The 17,160-nt window shown below is 44.3% G+C and carries 17 protein-coding genes; 7 read left to right on the forward strand and 10 right to left on the reverse strand.

Annotated features, from left to right (window positions below; translation table 11 throughout):
* Positions 1 to 143: 143 nt before the first annotated feature.
* Positions 144 to 356, reverse strand: a complete 213-nt coding sequence (gene rpmE, locus LHL20_RS17930) for a 50S ribosomal protein L31 (RefSeq protein ID WP_071816133.1) — start codon at positions 354 to 356, stop codon at positions 144 to 146.
* Between the two features lie 236 nt (positions 357 to 592).
* On the opposite strand from rpmE, the gene priA reads away from it, so the two are divergent.
* From priA to LHL20_RS17950, 4 genes are all read left to right on the forward strand, one after another.
* Complete coding sequence (priA, locus tag LHL20_RS17935; protein WP_226434259.1) at positions 593 to 2,776, forward strand: primosomal protein N'; 2,184 nt, start codon at positions 593 to 595, stop codon at positions 2,774 to 2,776.
* A gap of 144 nt (positions 2,777 to 2,920) precedes the next feature.
* Complete coding sequence (locus LHL20_RS17940; protein ID WP_226434260.1) at positions 2,921 to 3,499, forward strand: SPOR domain-containing protein; 579 nt, start codon at positions 2,921 to 2,923, stop codon at positions 3,497 to 3,499.
* Between the two features lie 85 nt (positions 3,500 to 3,584).
* Entirely contained in the window at positions 3,585 to 3,761 is a 177-nt protein-coding gene (locus LHL20_RS17945) for a hypothetical protein (RefSeq protein ID WP_226434261.1), read from the forward strand.
* A 120-nt stretch (positions 3,762 to 3,881) separates the two neighbouring features.
* On the forward strand, positions 3,882 to 4,355 hold the full coding sequence (locus tag LHL20_RS17950; RefSeq protein ID WP_226434262.1) for a hypothetical protein: 474 nt from the start codon (positions 3,882 to 3,884) through the stop codon (positions 4,353 to 4,355).
* 57 nt (positions 4,356 to 4,412) lie between these two features.
* On the opposite strand, the gene LHL20_RS17955 is transcribed toward LHL20_RS17950, so the two are convergent.
* The 3 genes from LHL20_RS17955 to LHL20_RS17965 all read right to left on the reverse strand — a co-directional run bounded on the left by LHL20_RS17955 (position 4,413) and on the right by LHL20_RS17965 (position 6,717).
* Positions 4,413 to 5,180 (reverse strand): substrate-binding periplasmic protein, encoded by a 768-nt coding sequence (locus tag LHL20_RS17955; protein WP_226434263.1) that lies wholly within the window; start codon positions 5,178 to 5,180, stop codon positions 4,413 to 4,415.
* A gap of 92 nt (positions 5,181 to 5,272) precedes the next feature.
* Positions 5,273 to 5,965 (reverse strand): hypothetical protein, encoded by a 693-nt coding sequence (locus LHL20_RS17960; protein ID WP_226434264.1) that lies wholly within the window; start codon positions 5,963 to 5,965, stop codon positions 5,273 to 5,275.
* A 110-nt stretch (positions 5,966 to 6,075) separates the two neighbouring features.
* Entirely contained in the window at positions 6,076 to 6,717 is a 642-nt protein-coding gene (locus LHL20_RS17965; RefSeq protein WP_226434265.1) for a DUF1294 domain-containing protein, read from the reverse strand.
* A 236-nt stretch (positions 6,718 to 6,953) separates the two neighbouring features.
* Here LHL20_RS17965 and hslV point away from each other — a divergent pair, with 236 nt between their 5' ends.
* Positions 6,954 to 7,478, forward strand: coding sequence for an ATP-dependent protease subunit HslV (gene hslV / locus LHL20_RS17970; RefSeq protein ID WP_159627529.1), 525 nt, complete (start codon positions 6,954 to 6,956; stop codon positions 7,476 to 7,478).
* 107 nt (positions 7,479 to 7,585) lie between these two features.
* Positions 7,586 to 8,914, forward strand: a complete 1,329-nt coding sequence (gene hslU, locus LHL20_RS17975; protein ID WP_226434266.1) for an HslU--HslV peptidase ATPase subunit — start codon at positions 7,586 to 7,588, stop codon at positions 8,912 to 8,914.
* Positions 8,915 to 8,963: 49 nt separating this feature from the next.
* Here hslU and LHL20_RS17980 read toward each other — a convergent pair whose 3' ends face one another.
* From LHL20_RS17980 to LHL20_RS18000, 5 genes are all read right to left on the reverse strand, one after another.
* The gene (locus LHL20_RS17980) at positions 8,964 to 9,938 is read right to left on the reverse strand and encodes an ATP-grasp domain-containing protein (RefSeq protein WP_226434267.1); all 975 of its coding nucleotides are present in this window, start codon (positions 9,936 to 9,938) and stop codon (positions 8,964 to 8,966) included.
* An 80-nt stretch (positions 9,939 to 10,018) separates the two neighbouring features.
* Positions 10,019 to 10,201: a hypothetical protein gene (locus LHL20_RS17985; RefSeq protein WP_226434268.1), complete on the reverse strand. Its 183-nt coding sequence runs from the start codon at positions 10,199 to 10,201 to the stop codon at positions 10,019 to 10,021.
* A 52-nt stretch (positions 10,202 to 10,253) separates the two neighbouring features.
* Complete coding sequence (locus LHL20_RS17990) at positions 10,254 to 10,565, reverse strand: helix-turn-helix domain-containing protein (RefSeq protein WP_226434269.1); 312 nt, start codon at positions 10,563 to 10,565, stop codon at positions 10,254 to 10,256.
* Positions 10,562 to 12,745: a peptidase domain-containing ABC transporter gene (locus tag LHL20_RS17995; RefSeq protein WP_413228906.1), complete on the reverse strand. Its 2,184-nt coding sequence runs from the start codon at positions 12,743 to 12,745 to the stop codon at positions 10,562 to 10,564. The genes LHL20_RS17990 and LHL20_RS17995 overlap by 4 nt, the downstream gene beginning before the upstream one ends.
* On the reverse strand, positions 12,742 to 13,995 hold the full coding sequence (locus LHL20_RS18000) for an HlyD family secretion protein (RefSeq protein WP_226434270.1): 1,254 nt from the start codon (positions 13,993 to 13,995) through the stop codon (positions 12,742 to 12,744). Before LHL20_RS18000 ends, LHL20_RS17995 begins: the two co-directional genes overlap by 4 nt.
* A 425-nt stretch (positions 13,996 to 14,420) precedes the next feature.
* Between LHL20_RS18000 and LHL20_RS18005 the strand changes: the two genes are divergently transcribed.
* A complete protein-coding gene (locus LHL20_RS18005) occupies positions 14,421 to 15,965 on the forward strand; it encodes a hydroxymethylglutaryl-CoA reductase (RefSeq protein WP_202262644.1) in 1,545 nt (514 codons plus the stop codon).
* 77 nt (positions 15,966 to 16,042) lie between these two features.
* Here LHL20_RS18005 and LHL20_RS18010 read toward each other — a convergent pair whose 3' ends face one another.
* The gene (locus LHL20_RS18010) at positions 16,043 to 17,101 is read right to left on the reverse strand and encodes a hypothetical protein (RefSeq protein WP_226434271.1); all 1,059 of its coding nucleotides are present in this window, start codon (positions 17,099 to 17,101) and stop codon (positions 16,043 to 16,045) included.
* Positions 17,102 to 17,160 lie beyond the last annotated feature (59 nt).

The raw sequence follows: 17,160 nt of genomic DNA on the forward strand, positions 1-17,160 counted from the left end.
CCATAAAAAAATCCGATATCAGTTACCTGATACCGGATTTTGAAGCCTTGAAAAGATCGGTCAACCGATCATTAAATTCTTAACTGATCGGCATTAGCCATATAGGCGCTTTTTTAATATCGATACCGATAAAGGTAATGGGCTTATTTTTTGCCCAATGCACCGAAACGCTTCTTGAAGCGATCAACACGACCACCAGTATCAACGTTACGTTGCTTACCAGTGTAAAATGGGTGGCAAGAAGAACATACGTCTAGGTTGATGTCTTTACCCATTGTTGAACGGATCTTCATTACGTTACCGCAAGAGCAAGTTGCAGTGATTTCAGCGTAGTCTGGGTGGATACCTTGTTTCATGGGATTACCTCACATAATAAGGCCGTATCGCTATACAACCCGAAGTTGCACACCATACGTAACTTTATATTCAAATGATAAGTCGTTCAAAGAACAGCCTATCGCAAAAGAGCGGCGCATAATAAAGGAAGGCCGTGTATTGATCAAGCGGTTTTTGTATGGCGAATGAGCAAGGCAACCTGTATCATCAGCGGTTGCTTGTAACACGTGTTTCAAAAGGCTGACAAAAAACCGTTATGGCATTTATTCAAGTCGCAGTACCTGCACCATTAAGGCAACTATTCACTTACACGCATATCGCATCATTAGATAAAGGCGTGCGGGTGGTGGTGCCCTTTGGGCCACGTAAACTCGTTGGTGTGGTTGTAGGTACAGTGCAAGAAGCGCAGGTGGAAAATGTTGAAAAATTAAAGCCGATTGAAGATGTCATTGATGATAAGCCCATCATTGATGATGTACTGCTTAAAATGGCGCAGTGGCTATGGCAATACTATCATCACGCGCCGGGCGAAGTATTACACGCCATGCTACCGGTACTGTTGCGAAAAGGTGAATCTCCAGACCCTACAGCACAGGAAATGTTGGTATTAAGCGAACAAGGGCGAGCTGAGAGTGCAGATACACTATCCCGAGCCCCTAAGCAAAAAGCATGTTTTGAAGCGCTTCTAAAGTCTCAACTACACGCTTCTCAAGCTAGAAAGTTATATGGTGCGCCCGCGGTAAAGGCACTAATTGATAAAGGAATGGTGACGCTTGATGCCATGGTTCCTACCTTCATCGAGCATGGATGGCTTTCTACACTGCACATAGGTGAGAAGCCTGTGCCTGATACCGAACAGTCGGTTGCTATTGCGGCGCTCAATCGTCAGCACGGCAGTTTTGCTGTTAGCTTACTTGAAGGTGTGACCGGAAGTGGTAAAACGGAAGTGTACTTGCAGGCCATTGAGCCATTGTTAAAAGAGGGTAAGCAAGTACTCATACTGGTGCCAGAAATTGGGTTGACCCCGCAAACGGTTGCGCGTTTTGAAAAACGTTTTGGTATTGAAGTGGGCGTATTGCATTCACAAGTACCTGATAAAGCGCGTTTGCATGTTTGGCAGCGCGCAAGAGCGGGTGAACTGGGTATTATCATAGGGACGCGGTCTGCTATTTTTACGCCGCTTAAACACCCAGGCATGATCATTGTAGACGAAGAGCATGATGAATCGTTTAAGCAGCAGGATGGTCTGCGCTATCACGCCCGCGACCTTGCAGCGATGCGAGCAAAACAGCATAACATACCGTTATTGTTAGGCAGTGCAACACCAGCGCTTGAAACCCTCAATAATGCGCTTAGTAATCGCTACGCACATCTTCAGCTAACGAAACGAGCAGGTGGCGCATCAAGTACGCATCAACATGTGCTTGATGCGCGCGACCAACCCATTCATTACGGCATTTCGCAAGGTCTACTTACCATTATGCGTCAGCACATAACAACGGGAAACCAAGTGTTGGTGTTTGTAAACAGGCGAGGGTATGCCCCAGCAATGCTTTGTCACCATTGCGGTGAGACGGTAATGTGTAAGCGATGCGACAGGCCCTATACTGTGCACAAGGCGCAGAATCGTTTGCAGTGTCACCACTGTAGCAGCACTCGCGCAATGCCAAATAATTGCGAAGCGTGCCATAGCAGCGAGCTAGTCACTGCAGGTACGGGCACAGAGCAGGTCGAGCAAGGATTAGCCTCACTGTTTCCTGGGGTAAAACAAGTACGCATAGACAGCGATACTGTTCGTGGCAAAGATAAACTTCATCAAACGCTAGACGCGATAAACAAGCGCGAGTACCAACTATTAATTGGTACTCAAATCTTGTCTAAAGGACATCACTTTCCTCACGTTACCTTGGTGGCTGTGCTTGATTGTGATGGCGCTTTATTTAGCGCGGATTTTCGTGCGCCTGAAAAACTTGCGCAGTTGGTAACCCAGCTGGCGGGTAGAGCAGGACGTGCCAGTAAACCAGGAGAAATGTGGTTACAAACCCATAACCCTCAACATCCGTTACTGCAAGACTTGGTGCACAATGGTTATGGGCATTTCGCGCGTCATGCATTGATGGAGCGTAAAGCGGCTAGGTTGCCGCCTTTTATCAGCCAGTTTGTTATTCGAGCGGAAGCAACTGACAGCGCATTGGCGTATCGTTTCTTACAAGACAGCAAAGCGATTTTCTCACAACAGCACGCAATTGAAATGAATGGTCCGTTTCCTTGCTTAATTGAGAAACGACAAGGGCGTTTTCGATTTATGTTGGTGTGCAGCCATGAAAAACGCGCGCCACTGCACAGTGCATTAAGACTCGCGCTGCCCTTTTTACAGGCGTTGCCACAGGCGACGAAAGTACGCTGGTCAGTTGATATCGATCCAACTGATTTCAGTTAGCTTGTTGCGCAGCAATGCGATAGAATTTTTAGCAGCGATAGTGCGCATCGCTTGTATAGCTAACTTCGTTTTACATTATTTTAATTGGTATACGACGTTTCTTACGACAACGAAAAACGATAACAAGTAGGAATTTTGCCAACTATGGCCCAACGCGATTATGTCTCTCGTGGACGCTCTACACAAAAAAAGAAACCTGCAAGCAAAGGTAAAAAACCTGCGGCTAGCGCACAGATGAATTCGTCTGCTTCTCCCAAACTACCTATTATCCGTTTAGTTGGCGTGTTTGCACTTGTTATTGGTTTTGGCGCGTTCTTATGGTCTATCAAAGACAATGTGGCAGAAGACGTTGATACACAAGCAGCTCGCCCTGTTGCACCTACAGAAGAAGCTCTACCAGAATTACCTGAAGAAGAATGGGAATACATTAAAACCCTACCTGGCTACGAGGTAGAGGTTGAAGTAAAAGAACAAGAAAAATCAGACAAACGCTACTTAATGCAGTGCGCATCATTTAGAACCCGTGCACAGGCTGAAGAAATGAAAGCGAAAATTGCGTTTCAAGGGTTAGAAGCACTAATACGTCACAGTACAGGAAGTAATGGCGATTGGTTTAGAGTGATATTAGGTCCGTTTGAGTCTAAACGCGACGCTGAAAAAGCAAAACATAGTCTGCGCAAAGTGAATATAGCAACGTGCCAGATTTGGTACTGGAACTTATAGTTCACTGTTCACCTAAATAAGCCGGCAGAAACGCACCCCAAAGCAAAAAGGAATAGCAAAAAGGAATAATTAAAAGGACGTAAAAATGAATAGCCGTACGCACAATGCCGGCAGTGTCGAGCAAGGTCCTGACTATTCGCGTTATAGTGTAGAGGACCTTGAAGATGTGCTGGAGAATATCGATCAACGCGCTTATCCAGACCGTTACGCAGCGGCGCAAGCTGCACTTGCACAAAAGAAATCATCCGTAGAAATGCATTAGGGCGAACAGGTTGAAGGTGAGGATAGCGACAAACCTCTAGTCAAGCCTAAATGGTCAGAGCGACATGTTGTCACTCGATGCTGTGACATCGTAATACTTGTGTTATTCCTCGGGCCAATAATGTCGCTTATCACCGACTTTAGTGTGGCAAATCGTTGGTTGGATAACTCCTCGTGGGCAATATATGCACTAACCCTATTGGTAGGGTGGCTATGGTACACCTCGCTTTATGTCGATAAGCTACAACTGCAGCATTTAAATAGCAGTGTGCGCGGTAAAATATCCATAGTGACAATGCCCTTACTAGGTGCGCTCTTTAGTTTGTTCTTAGTGAATGATACGTTGCCCTATCTACTGCATAGCGTTTCTACTTCTCATGTTGCAGAGCATACAGTGAAGTATCGAAAAGGGGATGCCGCAAAGCATTGTCGCTACAAGGTGCTGCTTGAGGATACCAAAACACTGTCTCATGACAGACTGTGCCTAGCCGCAGAAGAATTCAAACGCTTGCCTCGAAAAGGTACGTTAGTGCTAAAAGGCGCCGAAAGCGCTTACGGGTTTAATATTGAATCTTATCAACTGTCATATCGTTAATTGACGTTGTGAACTGTTATTCCCAGCTCTTTAGTCGCAGCTCTTTAGTCCTATTTCTTAGTCGATGCCGCTTGGTGTAAGCACTGCAAACTCAGCTAACCCTGAGCGGGCATAATGCGAACCATATATTTCTTCTAGTTTGCCGCTATCTCTTAAAAGTGGCATTGTGGCGTCAAAGTGCGCAGCAAGCGCCTTACCGCGTGGGGTATTCTTAAATGCCAAATATAACTTGTCTCCTTCACGTATGGCTTTGTGGTGAATTCGACCATGATAGGCCTCCAAATAATTAATGTCGTAATCGAGCATATAATCGAGACGCCGATTTAACACAAGTTCAAACCCTGCTTCTATTGTGTCTAGTGGGTACGCGCTTTCAATATTAGGAAATAGCGAATCAAAGCCGTAGCCGTTTCGCCAAGCAACTTGCTTCCCAATAAAAATCTCGTTGAGATTATCTGAAGGTGGCGAATCGGGTCGATAAAAAATATGAATAGGCAGGTCAGTATCTAAAATCCACGTGGCATAAACCGCGTCGGGTAAGTCGTGTTGATATACACCAACCATAACATCGGCTTTATGCTGTTTGAACTGATTCAGTGCGCGGGGGTAAGTACTGGTTTGATAGTGAATTGTATAACCGTCGAATACCTCGTCAAGCAGTTCGAAGTACACGCCGGTGTTGTCTCTGTTGGTAAACTCTTTCCAGTAAGCCGCTGAGACTACAATGGGGCGTTCATTCGTATTCGCACATGCGGTGCTGCTAAATAAACATGCCGCCCCACAAAGACTGGAAATAAATACTGAGAAAAATACGAAGTAACGCAATGCAGTGCTGCCTGTAATTTTTGTTATCCGTATTTTTTAGTATAGACAGTAATGCTTCGCAACCCCAATTAGTCAATAGGTGCAAAGCACCTTTATATCGTTGTTGCGCACAGCGCTTTTTGCTTATCGCTAACCATTGCAATACCCAACCACACAAACCAAACTATCTGTCCTAAACCAAAAATGGCCGTAGAGGCTTCAAATACCATGTTTCCAGTTAGCGAAGACAAACCTGAAAACAGGGTTAATATACCGGCAATACCTACCGCAACACCAATGACGTGAAGTGCTTTTGTATAAACATTGGCCTTTATACCCATAAAGCTTAATATCAGCACCCATATGGCGCCGAGTAATTCTATGCCACCGCCAAGTGCATCAACTACGATATCCACACTCTTAAGTACCACCACCGCGCTGTCTTCGTCGGTATCGGCGAAGTTGGCTAAAAACGGCAAGCTAACTAAGAAAATAAATGTGCTTGCCAGCACAAAGGTAGCCCAAATGTGACCTAGCGCACCTGTATATTTCGCAAAATTCGGCATACTCGATTTAAAACGCGCCTCAAGAGATTGATTGGGTAGTAGCAAACTCAAACTAAACACAATGCCTATCACAATATACCCAAGAAAGAAGGTATCTCGTTGTGAGATTAAAAAGTGAAGGTGACCTTTGTTAGAGCTATCTGAAGGCGCATCTAGCAGCCCAAAGAAAAGTACAAAGCCAAAAAGATAAGTGAGGGCGCATATAACTGCAGCTATGCCACCGGCGCGTTGAAGTTGCATACTATTAATCTCAAGGTGAACCGTAAACGTTTGCTATTACGCGATATAACAACGCTGGCGGCAACTATGATTTGTAACAAGTGTTGTCACCGCCCATGCGCTATTTACCGTTAGCGATTAAACAGTGACGTTAACGCGCCGTTAGGTAATGCAGGGATATCGATGATGTTAAAAGCAACAAGTCCAAGGGCAGTAAGGTTTAGCAGTACAAGGGCCCAATAGACTCGCATAAACTCAGCTTTACTGCGCTTGTGCTTAAATACGTGCTGCGCCACTAGTGCGCCTGGCCAGCCGCCGATAAAGCCGAAAAAATGCAGCTTTGCTTCAGATATTCGCCAGCGGTTTTTCTCTGCCGCTGATTTGTCGATGGCATAGAGCAAAAACGTTACCCCGCTTATTGCACAATACGCAAAAATTAGGGTGGCGGGTAACCTATTGAAGAAGGTCAAAAGTGCAAGCGCTATGGCGAAACACGTTAGAAAGACAATAGTAAACTTGTTCTTAGCCGTGTGCTTAGCAGACGTTATCCGCTTGGCCTTATAATCTTTTAATAAGTTGATATTGTGTGCTTGATAACTACCTTTGTTGTCTTTTTTCAGCTCATACACAATGATATCGCCATTGACGGGCCGTCTAGAGCGGTTGGAAAAGGCCTTTATATGGGCAAAAGCGCGGGTGCCACCTCCGTTGGGCTCGACAAAACCAAACCCTTTAGCATCGTCCCAATGCTGAATTCGTCCTTGATACTTCATTACTACTCCATGTGTTTTTGAACGGTTATTCACGCTGGAGTATGCGCGTTATGCGTTACCTGTTCAATGTGTTTTACCGCACATACGCTTTTTTACTGTTTACGCGGTATGCACTTAATTAGGTAATACCCTTGAAATTAACCAGCCTTACCCCACTTTAATTGTTATTGAATTTATACGCTGTTGCCTTTAAAGCAATTTAAACGCGGCAGCGCCCAGCTAAACGGGGAATTAACGTGACAACGATTGTATCTGTACGACGTGGAAATCAGGTAGTGATGGCAGGCGATGGCCAAGTATCACTAGGCAATACCGTAATGAAAGGTAATGCACGCAAAGTGCGCCGTTTATACCACGACAAAATACTGGCTGGCTTTGCTGGTGGCACTGCCGATGCCTTCACGCTATTTGAACGTTTTGAAGCTAAGCTTGAAGCGCACCAAGGGCATTTGACCAAAGCCGCCGTTGAACTTGCCAAAGACTGGCGAACCGATCGCATGCTTCGAAAACTCGAAGCTTTACTGGCTGTGGCCGATGAAACGGCATCATTTATTATTACCGGAAACGGCGATGTAGTGCAGCCAGAGCAAGACCTTATTGCCATTGGTTCAGGTGGTAATTACGCACAAGCTGCCGCTACTGCCTTGCTTAATAACACTGAGTTAAGTGCAAAAGAAATTGCTGAAAAATCGTTAACTATTGCTGGTGATATTTGCGTATTTACCAACCATAGCCAAACTATTGATGTACTAGATTACTAAGTAACGACGCTGCTTAAACGCAACAACATGTCGTTATCTGCTGTGTGCGCTTGCATTCTTGTTATTAACTTACGCGCACAATGCACTTGTTAGAAAAGGGTTTATTCATGTCTGAAATGACACCAAGAGAAATTGTTCACGAGCTAGACCGCCATATTATCGGTCAGCAAGATGCAAAGCGTGCGGTATCTATTGCACTGCGTAACCGCTGGCGTCGCATGCAGCTTGAGCCAGAGCTGCGCCAAGAAGTCACACCTAAAAACATTCTTATGATTGGTCCTACGGGTGTGGGTAAAACCGAAATTGCGCGACGTCTTGCCAAGCTGGCTAATGCACCTTTTATTAAGGTAGAAGCCACCAAGTTCACCGAAGTGGGCTATGTGGGCAAAGAAGTTGAAACCATCATTCGTGATTTAGCCGATATCGCCGTAAAAATGACGAAAGAAAGCGAAATGAAGAAAGTGAAATTCCGCGCTGAAGAAGCCGCGGAAGATCGCATTCTTGACGTGCTTATTCCACCGCCAGAAGACGCGTGGGGAAATAAAGAAGACGTTGAAGATCGCGGCACACGCCAAGCATTTCGCAAAAAACTTCGTCAGGGTGACCTAGACGACAAAGAAATTGAAATTGATGTGGCACAGCCGCAGGTGGGCGTTGAAATTATGGCGCCTCCAGGCATGGAAGAAATGACCAATCAGCTTCAGGGCATGTTCCAAAACTTGTCTGGTTCGCAAAAGAAAAAGAAGAAGCTGAGAATTAAAGATGCGTTTAAGCTTCTGGTTGAAGAAGAGGCAGCACGCCTAGTAAACCAAGAAGACTTAAAAGAAAAAGCCATTGAGTCGGTAGAGCAGCACGGTATTGTGTTTATCGATGAAATTGACAAAATTTGTAAGCGCGAAGGCAATACGTCGGGTGATGTATCGCGTGAAGGCGTTCAGCGCGACTTATTGCCTTTGGTAGAAGGTTCGACAGTATCGACTAAACACGGCATGGTGAAAACCGACCACATCTTGTTTATTGCATCAGGTGCATTCCAAATGAGTAAGCCGTCTGATCTTATTCCAGAACTACAAGGCCGTTTACCTATTCGCGTTGAACTTGCAGCACTTAAAGTTGGCGACTTCAAGCGCATTCTTACCGAGCCAAATGCGTCGCTTACGCAGCAATACATTGCACTAATGAAAACCGAGGGTGTGGACATTAGCTTTGATGATTCAGGTATTCAGCGCATTGCTGAAGCTGCATGGCAAGTTAACGAACGTACTGAGAACATTGGTGCTCGTCGTTTGCACACGGTGCTAGAGCGCTTAATGGAAGATATTTCGTTTGATGCGTCTGAAAAAAGCGGTGAGAGCTTTGTGATTGATGCTGACTATGTGAATTCTCATTTAGAAACATTGGTAGACAACGAAGATCTGTCGCGCTTTATTTTGTAATTCGCGATTTGTATATTTTGAAAGCCCAGCGTCATGCTGGGCTTTTTTGTTACGCCGTTAACAAGTGAACAAGCCTGCCTGTAATGTCATGGCCTGTTTCTTTTTCTACTTTTAAATAGAATGGACAGGGATTAGCTTCAAGAAAGAAGAATGTCCCTTTCGCACTTTTTCGCCAGTCGATAGCACACCAGTGCATACCAAGTGTTTTACAAATACGAATAGCGAGTTGCTTTATGGGTTTCGCTATGATGGTTGTATGGAGTTTTGCGTCTGGATCGTTTCGATAATCCAGTTCGTGACTATCAATTTGAACGCTAAGTACATCTTCACCAAGAACATAACTGCGCACATTAGTTCCGGCAATATATTTCTGCAGTGTAACGGGGCGCTGTGCTAAAACAGTTGAAAAAAGCGCGCGCATGTTGGGTTGTTTAGTAACGCGTTGCGCAGTCTTTCCGCCACGTACAGGTTTATAAATAACGCGTTTCATATTGCTACAGAACTGGGCTGCAACCGTTGGCGAGTTACCGATAAATGAGTAGGGAATGTTCGCGCCAAGGTTAGCAACTTTGCGCAGCTGTATTGCTTTACATTGGTGTGAGCGTACTGCGTCAATGGAGTTTACCCACTTTATAGAGTCATAGTAAAACCAGCATTGTAGTGCACTACTTCTTTCCTGTTCTAGCCATTGAGTATCGCCAGATAAAGCAGGGCTATTGGCGATATTCATACACTTATTCGTCTCTTCGCTCTCTATGGGCGCTGTCATAGCACGGTACTCGTGCCAATATGCAGAGTAGATAGTGCTAAAGGCAACCCGTGTTAATTCTCCTGCGTTCACGCGAGATTCTTCATCGTCAAAATGGATGAGGCCATCATCGAAATCGGGGTCGTAACTCAGTGACCACTTCTTACCAAAGTCAGCGGTATCTGCAATAAAAAAACTTACACCTTCGCTTTCTAGCGCGTTAGCGAGGTGTCTGATTTGTGGATCGTTTGCACTTCCAAGTAAAGCAGTAAGCATGCAGCGTCCTTTGCTTTAATGCACATAGGGTAAATAAGGTGTTTGCTAGTAGGGCGCAACAGGATGCGCCCTATTTTTCATTACGACAAGTTGTCGGGGAGTTTTCCACCACCTTCACCTATGGCTAATGTGATATAAACGGGCTCTTTTGGTGTTTCAATTACGCCATTGTCAGGCAAGGTAAGTTGTGCACCTGCTCCTCCAGAAACCTGAAATAGTTGGCTTTCTGCTAGTTGAACATCATGTTGTTGCTGTTGTTTCATGTTTTACGCTCCTTGTATTAGCGTTGTGGTTAAAGAAACGACACTTCGCTTTTTATGAAGATACCGCTTCTTGGTAAAGGGTTCTAAAGCAACCCGCGATAAGCGCGGTGCGACTCGTTATGTTGAGTTTCTTGTAGATATTGGCGCAATGGAATTTTACGGTGCGCTCGCTGATAAATAGCTCAAGTGCGATGGCTTTATTTGAATGGCCTTCCATTATTTTGTGGGCCACCTGAAGTTCTCGTTTAGACAAGCAGTCAATTGGCATCACTAATTCACTTGATGTAATGCCTGTCGCTGTAACATGCCGACGCTCTTCCGCCGTCATCAATACAGACTTTTTTCGTATTTCATGAGTTCTCATCGGTTTTCTCCTGACATCTGTTGTAGTGTTATCTCCCGTACATCAGAGGGAGAGAGTTGAGTAAGTGTGCTATTTGCAAGATGGTAGACGGTGTCGGCGATTGCTATGGTTTGAGGACGGTGTGCAATCATTATCCGCGTAATATTAAGCGCCTTAAGGTGTGCGTTAATTTGCTTTTCGCTGGCAAGATCAAGATGGCTACTTGCTTCATCGAGAAACAATATATCTGGTGATTGATATAGCGCGCGAGCAAGTAATAGTCGTTGTTTTTGACCACCGCTTAAACTGCTACCCATGTCACCGATTAACGATTGATACTGCATGGGCATGGCTAGAATATCGCGATGCACACAAGCAAGTTGCGCAGCGTAAACTATTTTCTCTAGGTCTGGTTTATCGTCAAAACAGCTAATGTTTTGAATGATTGTGCCACTTAAGCACATGTCATCTTGCAGTACACTGGCAATTCGTGCTGGCCTACTTTTTCCATTAGGTGCATTTATTGTGACCTTGCCTGAAGTGAGAGGGTAGAGCCCCATTAAGCATTTCATTAGCGTGCTTTTACCACTGCCGCTAGCGCCAACAATAGCCACAATTTCGCCGCTTGTTACTGACATCGAAAGTTGTCTAAATATAAAGTCACTGGTGCGGGAAAAGCGGTAGTGTATCTTATCAACTTCAATAGCAAGATGAGCTTCTTGTTGTGGGTCACGAGTCGTTAACAGAGGTAAAGACAATGAATTTACGGCTTTAGAAGCGCTAGGTGTACGTATAATGTCACTTAGCCTTTCAATATGCACACCGAGCATCTTAAGCTCTATTAATTGTGTCGTGAAATTATCGATAGCACTTACAAAACGCGACTTGTAAGCAATAAAGGCAAGCAGCATTCCAATAGTCAATGCACCCTGCATTACCAGCAATGCCCCAATGTACACAATAGTTAAGTTTTCAATTCCAAATAGCAGGTGGTTTGCAGTTGTACTTCCAATGTTTAGTTTGCCCAGTTGAATGTCTTTATTAAGCGCGTCAACAAACTTGTTTTGCCAGTCACCTTGGCGCTTGGCCTCTTGTTTGTAAATTCGAATTGGCGAAATAGCCCTAACACTTTCCATGAAATGGCTTTGCTCGTGGGCGGCTAAACTGATTTTCTCCGCGGTCAGACGTTTCATCCAAGGCAGAAGACCAAGTTTGATGCACAGATATACCGTTATGATGAATAGCACGAGCAATGCGAGTTTCAATGAGTAAATAGCCATTACAACAAGGGTCGTTATTGCCATTAATCCATCAAGTAGGGCAGACACTACACCACTGGTGAGAAACTCCCTAATGTGCGACAGTGAATTAAATCGCGAGACCACATCGCCAATATGTCGTTTAGCAAAATAGTCTAGCGATAGCGACATTAAGTGTTTAAATACAGAGGCTGACATCTGCAGTTGAAGTCGACTTGATATGTTCAGAATTAATAACCTGCGCAAGACACTGGTTAAGGTTTCAATAAGTAACAAGAAACCAAAGCCAATAACGAGGGCTTTCAGTAGAGACGCATTGTGATAAACCAATACATCATCGACCACCGTTTGCATGTAATAGGGAGAGGCTAGCGCAAAGACTTGCAATAAAACCGACAGCGTGAACAGCGTGAGTAAGCTGCGCTTAAATCCCACAGTTTGTTTGAGAAACTGCATAACCGTTATATTGCCGGTGGAAGTGACAGGAGCAAATGTACTACTGGGCGAAATTTCGAGCGCAATTCCAGAAACGTGTTTGGCGGCTTCTTTAAACGAGTAAGTGTGCTTACCTAATGCAGGGTCAAGTATGGTAATGGTGCTTTTGGTTACTTTTGACAGAACAACAAAATGGTTCATGTCCCAATGCAGTATTGCAGGAGTGGTAAGCGCATTGAGATCTGTCATTTCAATTTTAACTGCACGACTTTGTAGCCCAAAGTGCAGAGCGATATCCATGATATCTTTTAGCGTAGTCCCCCTTATCGAAAGTGAAGTGTTTTGCCTAAAAGCACTTAGGTCGCGCTTATCGCCGTAAAATTTCGCAATCATAGCAACACAGGCTAAGCCACATTCAGCAGCCTCACTTTGAAGCACAAGTGGTACGGAGCGTTTGAAAAATGTTCGGGTGTGAAGTGGGGTGCGCGCTACTGTTTGCATCATCATATACTCCCTCTAATGCTATAAAGGGGTTCTAATAGCCATTCTAATAACGTGCGCTGACTTAAGTGGACATCGGCTGAAAATGTCATTCCCGCTTTAAGCGCTATTTCTTTGCCATAAGCAACTATGGCGTCATTGTCTAAGGTGGCAGTGACAAGGTAGGCAGGCTCATCTATAGCAACTGGAGAGTTGATAACTTCGCCTGGCAGTACAATACTGCTCGATACCTTAACCACTCTACCCGGTTGCAATCCGAATTTTTGATAGGGAAAAGCATCGTAGCGAATATGCAGTGGTTGCCCTTCACTAATAAAACCAGATGAACGAACGGGCACAACTATTCGCGCTAATACTGATGCGTCTTGAGGCAATAGAGTGAGTAGCAATGAGGCACTGTTTATCAGGTGGCCTTGCTTAATTTGAAGACCGGATACAACGCCGTCGTGTGGAGCGTACAAAACTTGTGTGTTATTGCTGTTATGCGTGACTATTTGCTGATTCAAATCGCTCAGCGTATTTTCAAGCAATGACTTTTCGTTAGCATAATGCTCGGGAAGGGCTGCGATCTCTTGCTCAAGATCTGCTATCACCGCTTCTTGGCTTTCTACTTCTTGTTGCGCTTTTATGCACTGCTGTTTGGCCGAGAGCAGCTGCAGTTGATGGTTTTCAACTTCTGATTCTGTAACAAACCCCTGATCCAAAAGTACCTTAGCGGTTACCAAGTGTTCTTCTGCCATCTCCTGTTGTGCCGCCGCGAGTGACAGAATATCTAGCATGTCTTGATGAATATCTTTACTGCGCGCGAGCTTTGCTGTTATTCGCCCTAATTCATTTGAGTGTAGTGAAGCAAGTCGTTCAAGGCTCTGCTTTGTCCTTGTCTGTTTAGCACTCAGCTCTTCTAAAATCAGAGAGGTGACACTATTACCACGTGTATCGCTCTGACTGTAGTCTATATGTGCAAGTGGCTCACCTTTCTTGACTTCATCCCCGTCTTCTACAAATAAACGTTCAACTTTGCCGCTGCGCGCTTCGCTGTATAGCTTAAATACCCCACTGTTAGGCTCTAACCAACCTTTAACGGGCGCTTTTCTCGCATAGTTGTTTGAACTTAGGTAAGCAACAACCGCAACTACCCACAACGTTATCATGCAAGCCCCAACCGAATAGAAAGGTCTTGGCGCCATTAACAATGTACCTAAAGCAGTTTGCGTTTGTTGATCAATCGCTTCCTTGCGAAATAATTCCTTCCTCATTATTCACCTTCAAACTTATGCTACGTTGAATGTCACATCTTTATCTTTATAAAAATGACAAACTAAAAACGTGGTATCTGGATGCTGCTTCCGTGCAGGCTGACTCATCCTTGGCATCACACTCCATGACACCTCCTTTGCTACTGCCAGATACCACTTGTTATCGCCACCTCAGTGACGTAATCAACATTAGAGCTCTAGCGAATAGAGCGGTGGAAAGGCTAAGTCTTAAAATTTGGTGGGTTTTGAACACAAAGGGCTTGGCGCATTTGTGAAAGTGGTTGGCTCAAAAACGATAGTTGATTTATCACAACTAAAATAAACACGGTTGATAAATAGTCATAGAAGTGTCTAAAGAATGTGCTATAAAAAGCAAAGGAATGTGAAAAAAAACGGTAAGAATGTACTAATAAGAAGGAAGATACATGTTTGTACCCAGCATACTCTTAAAACAACTATACACTAGAGCAAGTCTTTCAAAGACTGATAAAGGGGTGTCATTTTCTCTTAAAAACAGATTAAAAGACGCCACAATAAAAGAGTTGAAATGGATTTCATTGGATGGAGAAAAAATTCCAGACCATAAAATATCGCTACAACTTTCAAGCGATACGTGCATTTCCGTAGAAGAACTTAATAAGTCTGAAGGTAAGCCATTTGGTCTACGTCAAACTATTACGGTGCATCTTGATATTGATGAAGCGCCGTGCCCTGAAAAGCGCAAGCTTGGTATTTGCTTCTCAGCCTCACCGTTCGGAAAATTAAAGTTTGAAGTAGAAGATAATATTACCGCGGCGGGTGAGCGCAGTGCGTTTATTCCTCGTGATGATATGGATGACTATGGCGAGTCAATTATAAAAACACGTCAAGAATATTTCGAAAGCGCGACCGACAAGAAAATTAATCATGTGGGTCAATACTCTATCGATCCACAAGAGCTTAAAGGTAACATTGAGCATTTTATAGGTGTCGCACAGGTGCCGATTGGTATTGCTGGGCCCCTTAAAATTAACGGTGAGCATGCAAATGGTGAGTTTGTTGTACCATTAGCCACCACTGAAGGCACCTTGGTAGCGTCTTACAATCGCGGCATGAAATTGCTTAACATGAGCGGCGGTGTTACGGCTACGGTAGTGGACGATGCCATGCAGCGAGCTCCCGTCTTCATTTTTGATAATGCCCGTGGCGCTCGTGACTTTGTGAAGTGGGTAAAAGAGAACTTCGATAAGATAAAAGAGGAGGCGGAAGCAACGTCAAGCGTGGCAAAGCTCACTTATATTGACCACTTCCTTTCTAATAAATTTGCGTTCTTACGTTTTAATTTTAGAACGGGTGATGCCGCGGGTCAAAACATGGTTGGACGTGCAACATTTGCAGCCTGTGGCTGGATTTTAGACCATTACGAAGGTATCGAGAATTTCTACCTAGAGTCTAACTTTGCAACCGACAAAAAAGCATCGCAAATTAATATTATGCGTACACGCGGTAAACGCGTTACTGCAGAAGCGACCATTAAGCGCGAACACCTTCTTGAAGTTATGCGGGTGGAGCCAAAGCAAATTGACTACCACGGACGTGTAGCGGGTGTGGGCTCATTTTTGTCTGGAGTAAATAATACCGGTTTACATTCACCAAATGGTATTACTGCCATGTTCATAGCTACAGGACAAGATGTTGCAAACGTGTCTGAATCGTCTGCCGCTATGATGTACTCAGAGCTTACCGAAGAGGGCGATTTGTATGTATCTATTACTATTCCATCACTCATTGTTGCAACGTATGGTGGCGGTACAGGAATAGGTACGCAGCGCGAGTGTCTTGAGTTACTAGACTGTTATGGGCGTGACCGCGTTTATAAATTTGCCGAAATTGTGGCTTCAGTTGTGTTAGCGGGTGAGATCTCGTTAGCATCGGCTATCAGTTCATCTGACTGGGTATCATCGCATGAGCAGTACGGTAGAAACCGTTAAGTTATTCACACTGTAACCTAGCTGTTTAAAAGGGCCTTTAAATAAAGGCCCTTTTTCGTGTTTGAATTCACTTAAGGTTAATCTTGTTTGCTATGTTCTAGGGCTTCAATAAATCGCTCTGGAGCATCTACCCCTAGGTAATATTCAGTAACTTTTTGGCCTTTATCTTTTAGCAAAATTTTTATGTTAGGGACGCCAGAATAATTAAAGCGCTTGATATGTGCTGCGCGCTTTACATAGGTATTATGTAGCGAAATGCTTGCGATCTCACTCACTGGCAAGGTAATAGGGTTGCTAAGGCCATAGCGAATAACCAATTGGGGTGAGTGCTGTTTGCTATGTAACAAAAGCGAAATAGGTCTTAGCTTCATGGCGTTACGCTCTGCTATTACAAAAATTAAGCTAAATACAGACAAAGCAGTGACAACATTTGCCGCAAAGGGTGACCATATGAAATGTAGTAGCACATGCACAACTGGGATCTCAATTGCGATAACGAAAATAAACCCCAGTGCATTGGTGTGCGTACCGTCTTTTTGCCAGTAGGAAAAGTGCTTGTCGCCTTTTAATGGCAGTGATGCCAGCGTTTTTGACATAAGCAAGCATGCCCACATTCTGCCTTCAAACCACATTATTTTTTGCACCACACCTTCAGGAATAAACGACGAAGTACCCTTTAAAATTGCGCTATCTAAATCAGTGCCAGCGTTAAACTCGGTGCGAATAAGGGTTAGTACGCTAATTATGGTAATAACTTCAAGCGCTACCATTAGTCCAAGCACGACAAATCGCACATCCATTAAAGCAGGTAGCCAGTGCTGTTGTTCGTTAGGTAATAAATAACTGCCTACAACAAGCGCTAGCGACGCAAGTAATACGCCTTTGATAAGCGCCTTTTTCTTGTCTTTTATTAACAACAAACAAGCAAGAGGAAGGGTAATAAGCGCATCAAGTAGAAACAGCCACTCGTTATTGCTCGCTGTGTTGCTAGGTTGTGTTATTGATAAAAAAGGTGAGTAATGTAAAAACGCCCACCAGGCCGTTAGCATCAACAATAGTATTGAAAAAGGTGCAATACTTTCTCGCCAAAGCGTGCTGTGTTGTCTGTTTTCATAGCGAGTGGTGTTTGCGTTCATTGTGCGTCTTACATCCTATTAGTAGCTACATGAATTTGAGTTTCATTAAGCAACACACA

It is taken from the genome of Alteromonas sp. McT4-15 (genome assembly GCF_020515205.1).
Classification (GTDB): Bacteria; Pseudomonadota; Gammaproteobacteria; order Enterobacterales; family Alteromonadaceae; genus Alteromonas.

Bases quoted from the DNA above. Each gene is read 5' to 3' on its own strand.
- rpmE (WP_071816133.1), bottom strand. From the start codon at position 356: ATGAAACAAGGTATCCACCCAGACTACGCTGAAATCACTGCAACTTGC.
- priA (WP_226434259.1), top strand. From the start codon at position 593: ATGGCATTTATTCAAGTCGCAGTACCTGCACCATTAAGGCAACTATTC.
- LHL20_RS17940 (WP_226434260.1), top strand. From the start codon at position 2,921: ATGGCCCAACGCGATTATGTCTCTCGTGGACGCTCTACACAAAAAAAG.
- LHL20_RS17945 (WP_226434261.1), top strand. From the start codon at position 3,585: ATGAATAGCCGTACGCACAATGCCGGCAGTGTCGAGCAAGGTCCTGAC.
- LHL20_RS17950 (WP_226434262.1), top strand. From the start codon at position 3,882: ATGTCGCTTATCACCGACTTTAGTGTGGCAAATCGTTGGTTGGATAAC.
- LHL20_RS17960 (WP_226434264.1), bottom strand. From the start codon at position 5,965: ATGCAACTTCAACGCGCCGGTGGCATAGCTGCAGTTATATGCGCCCTC.
- LHL20_RS17965 (WP_226434265.1), bottom strand. From the start codon at position 6,717: ATGAAGTATCAAGGACGAATTCAGCATTGGGACGATGCTAAAGGGTTT.
- hslU (WP_226434266.1), top strand. From the start codon at position 7,586: ATGTCTGAAATGACACCAAGAGAAATTGTTCACGAGCTAGACCGCCAT.
- LHL20_RS17980 (WP_226434267.1), bottom strand. From the start codon at position 9,938: ATGCTTACTGCTTTACTTGGAAGTGCAAACGATCCACAAATCAGACAC.
- LHL20_RS17985 (WP_226434268.1), bottom strand. From the start codon at position 10,201: ATGAAACAACAGCAACAACATGATGTTCAACTAGCAGAAAGCCAACTA.
- LHL20_RS17990 (WP_226434269.1), bottom strand. From the start codon at position 10,565: ATGAGAACTCATGAAATACGAAAAAAGTCTGTATTGATGACGGCGGAA.
- LHL20_RS17995 (WP_413228906.1), bottom strand. From the start codon at position 12,745: ATGATGATGCAAACAGTAGCGCGCACCCCACTTCACACCCGAACATTT.
- LHL20_RS18000 (WP_226434270.1), bottom strand. From the start codon at position 13,995: ATGAGGAAGGAATTATTTCGCAAGGAAGCGATTGATCAACAAACGCAA.
- LHL20_RS18005 (WP_202262644.1), top strand. From the start codon at position 14,421: ATGTTTGTACCCAGCATACTCTTAAAACAACTATACACTAGAGCAAGT.
- LHL20_RS18010 (WP_226434271.1), bottom strand. From the start codon at position 17,101: ATGAACGCAAACACCACTCGCTATGAAAACAGACAACACAGCACGCTT.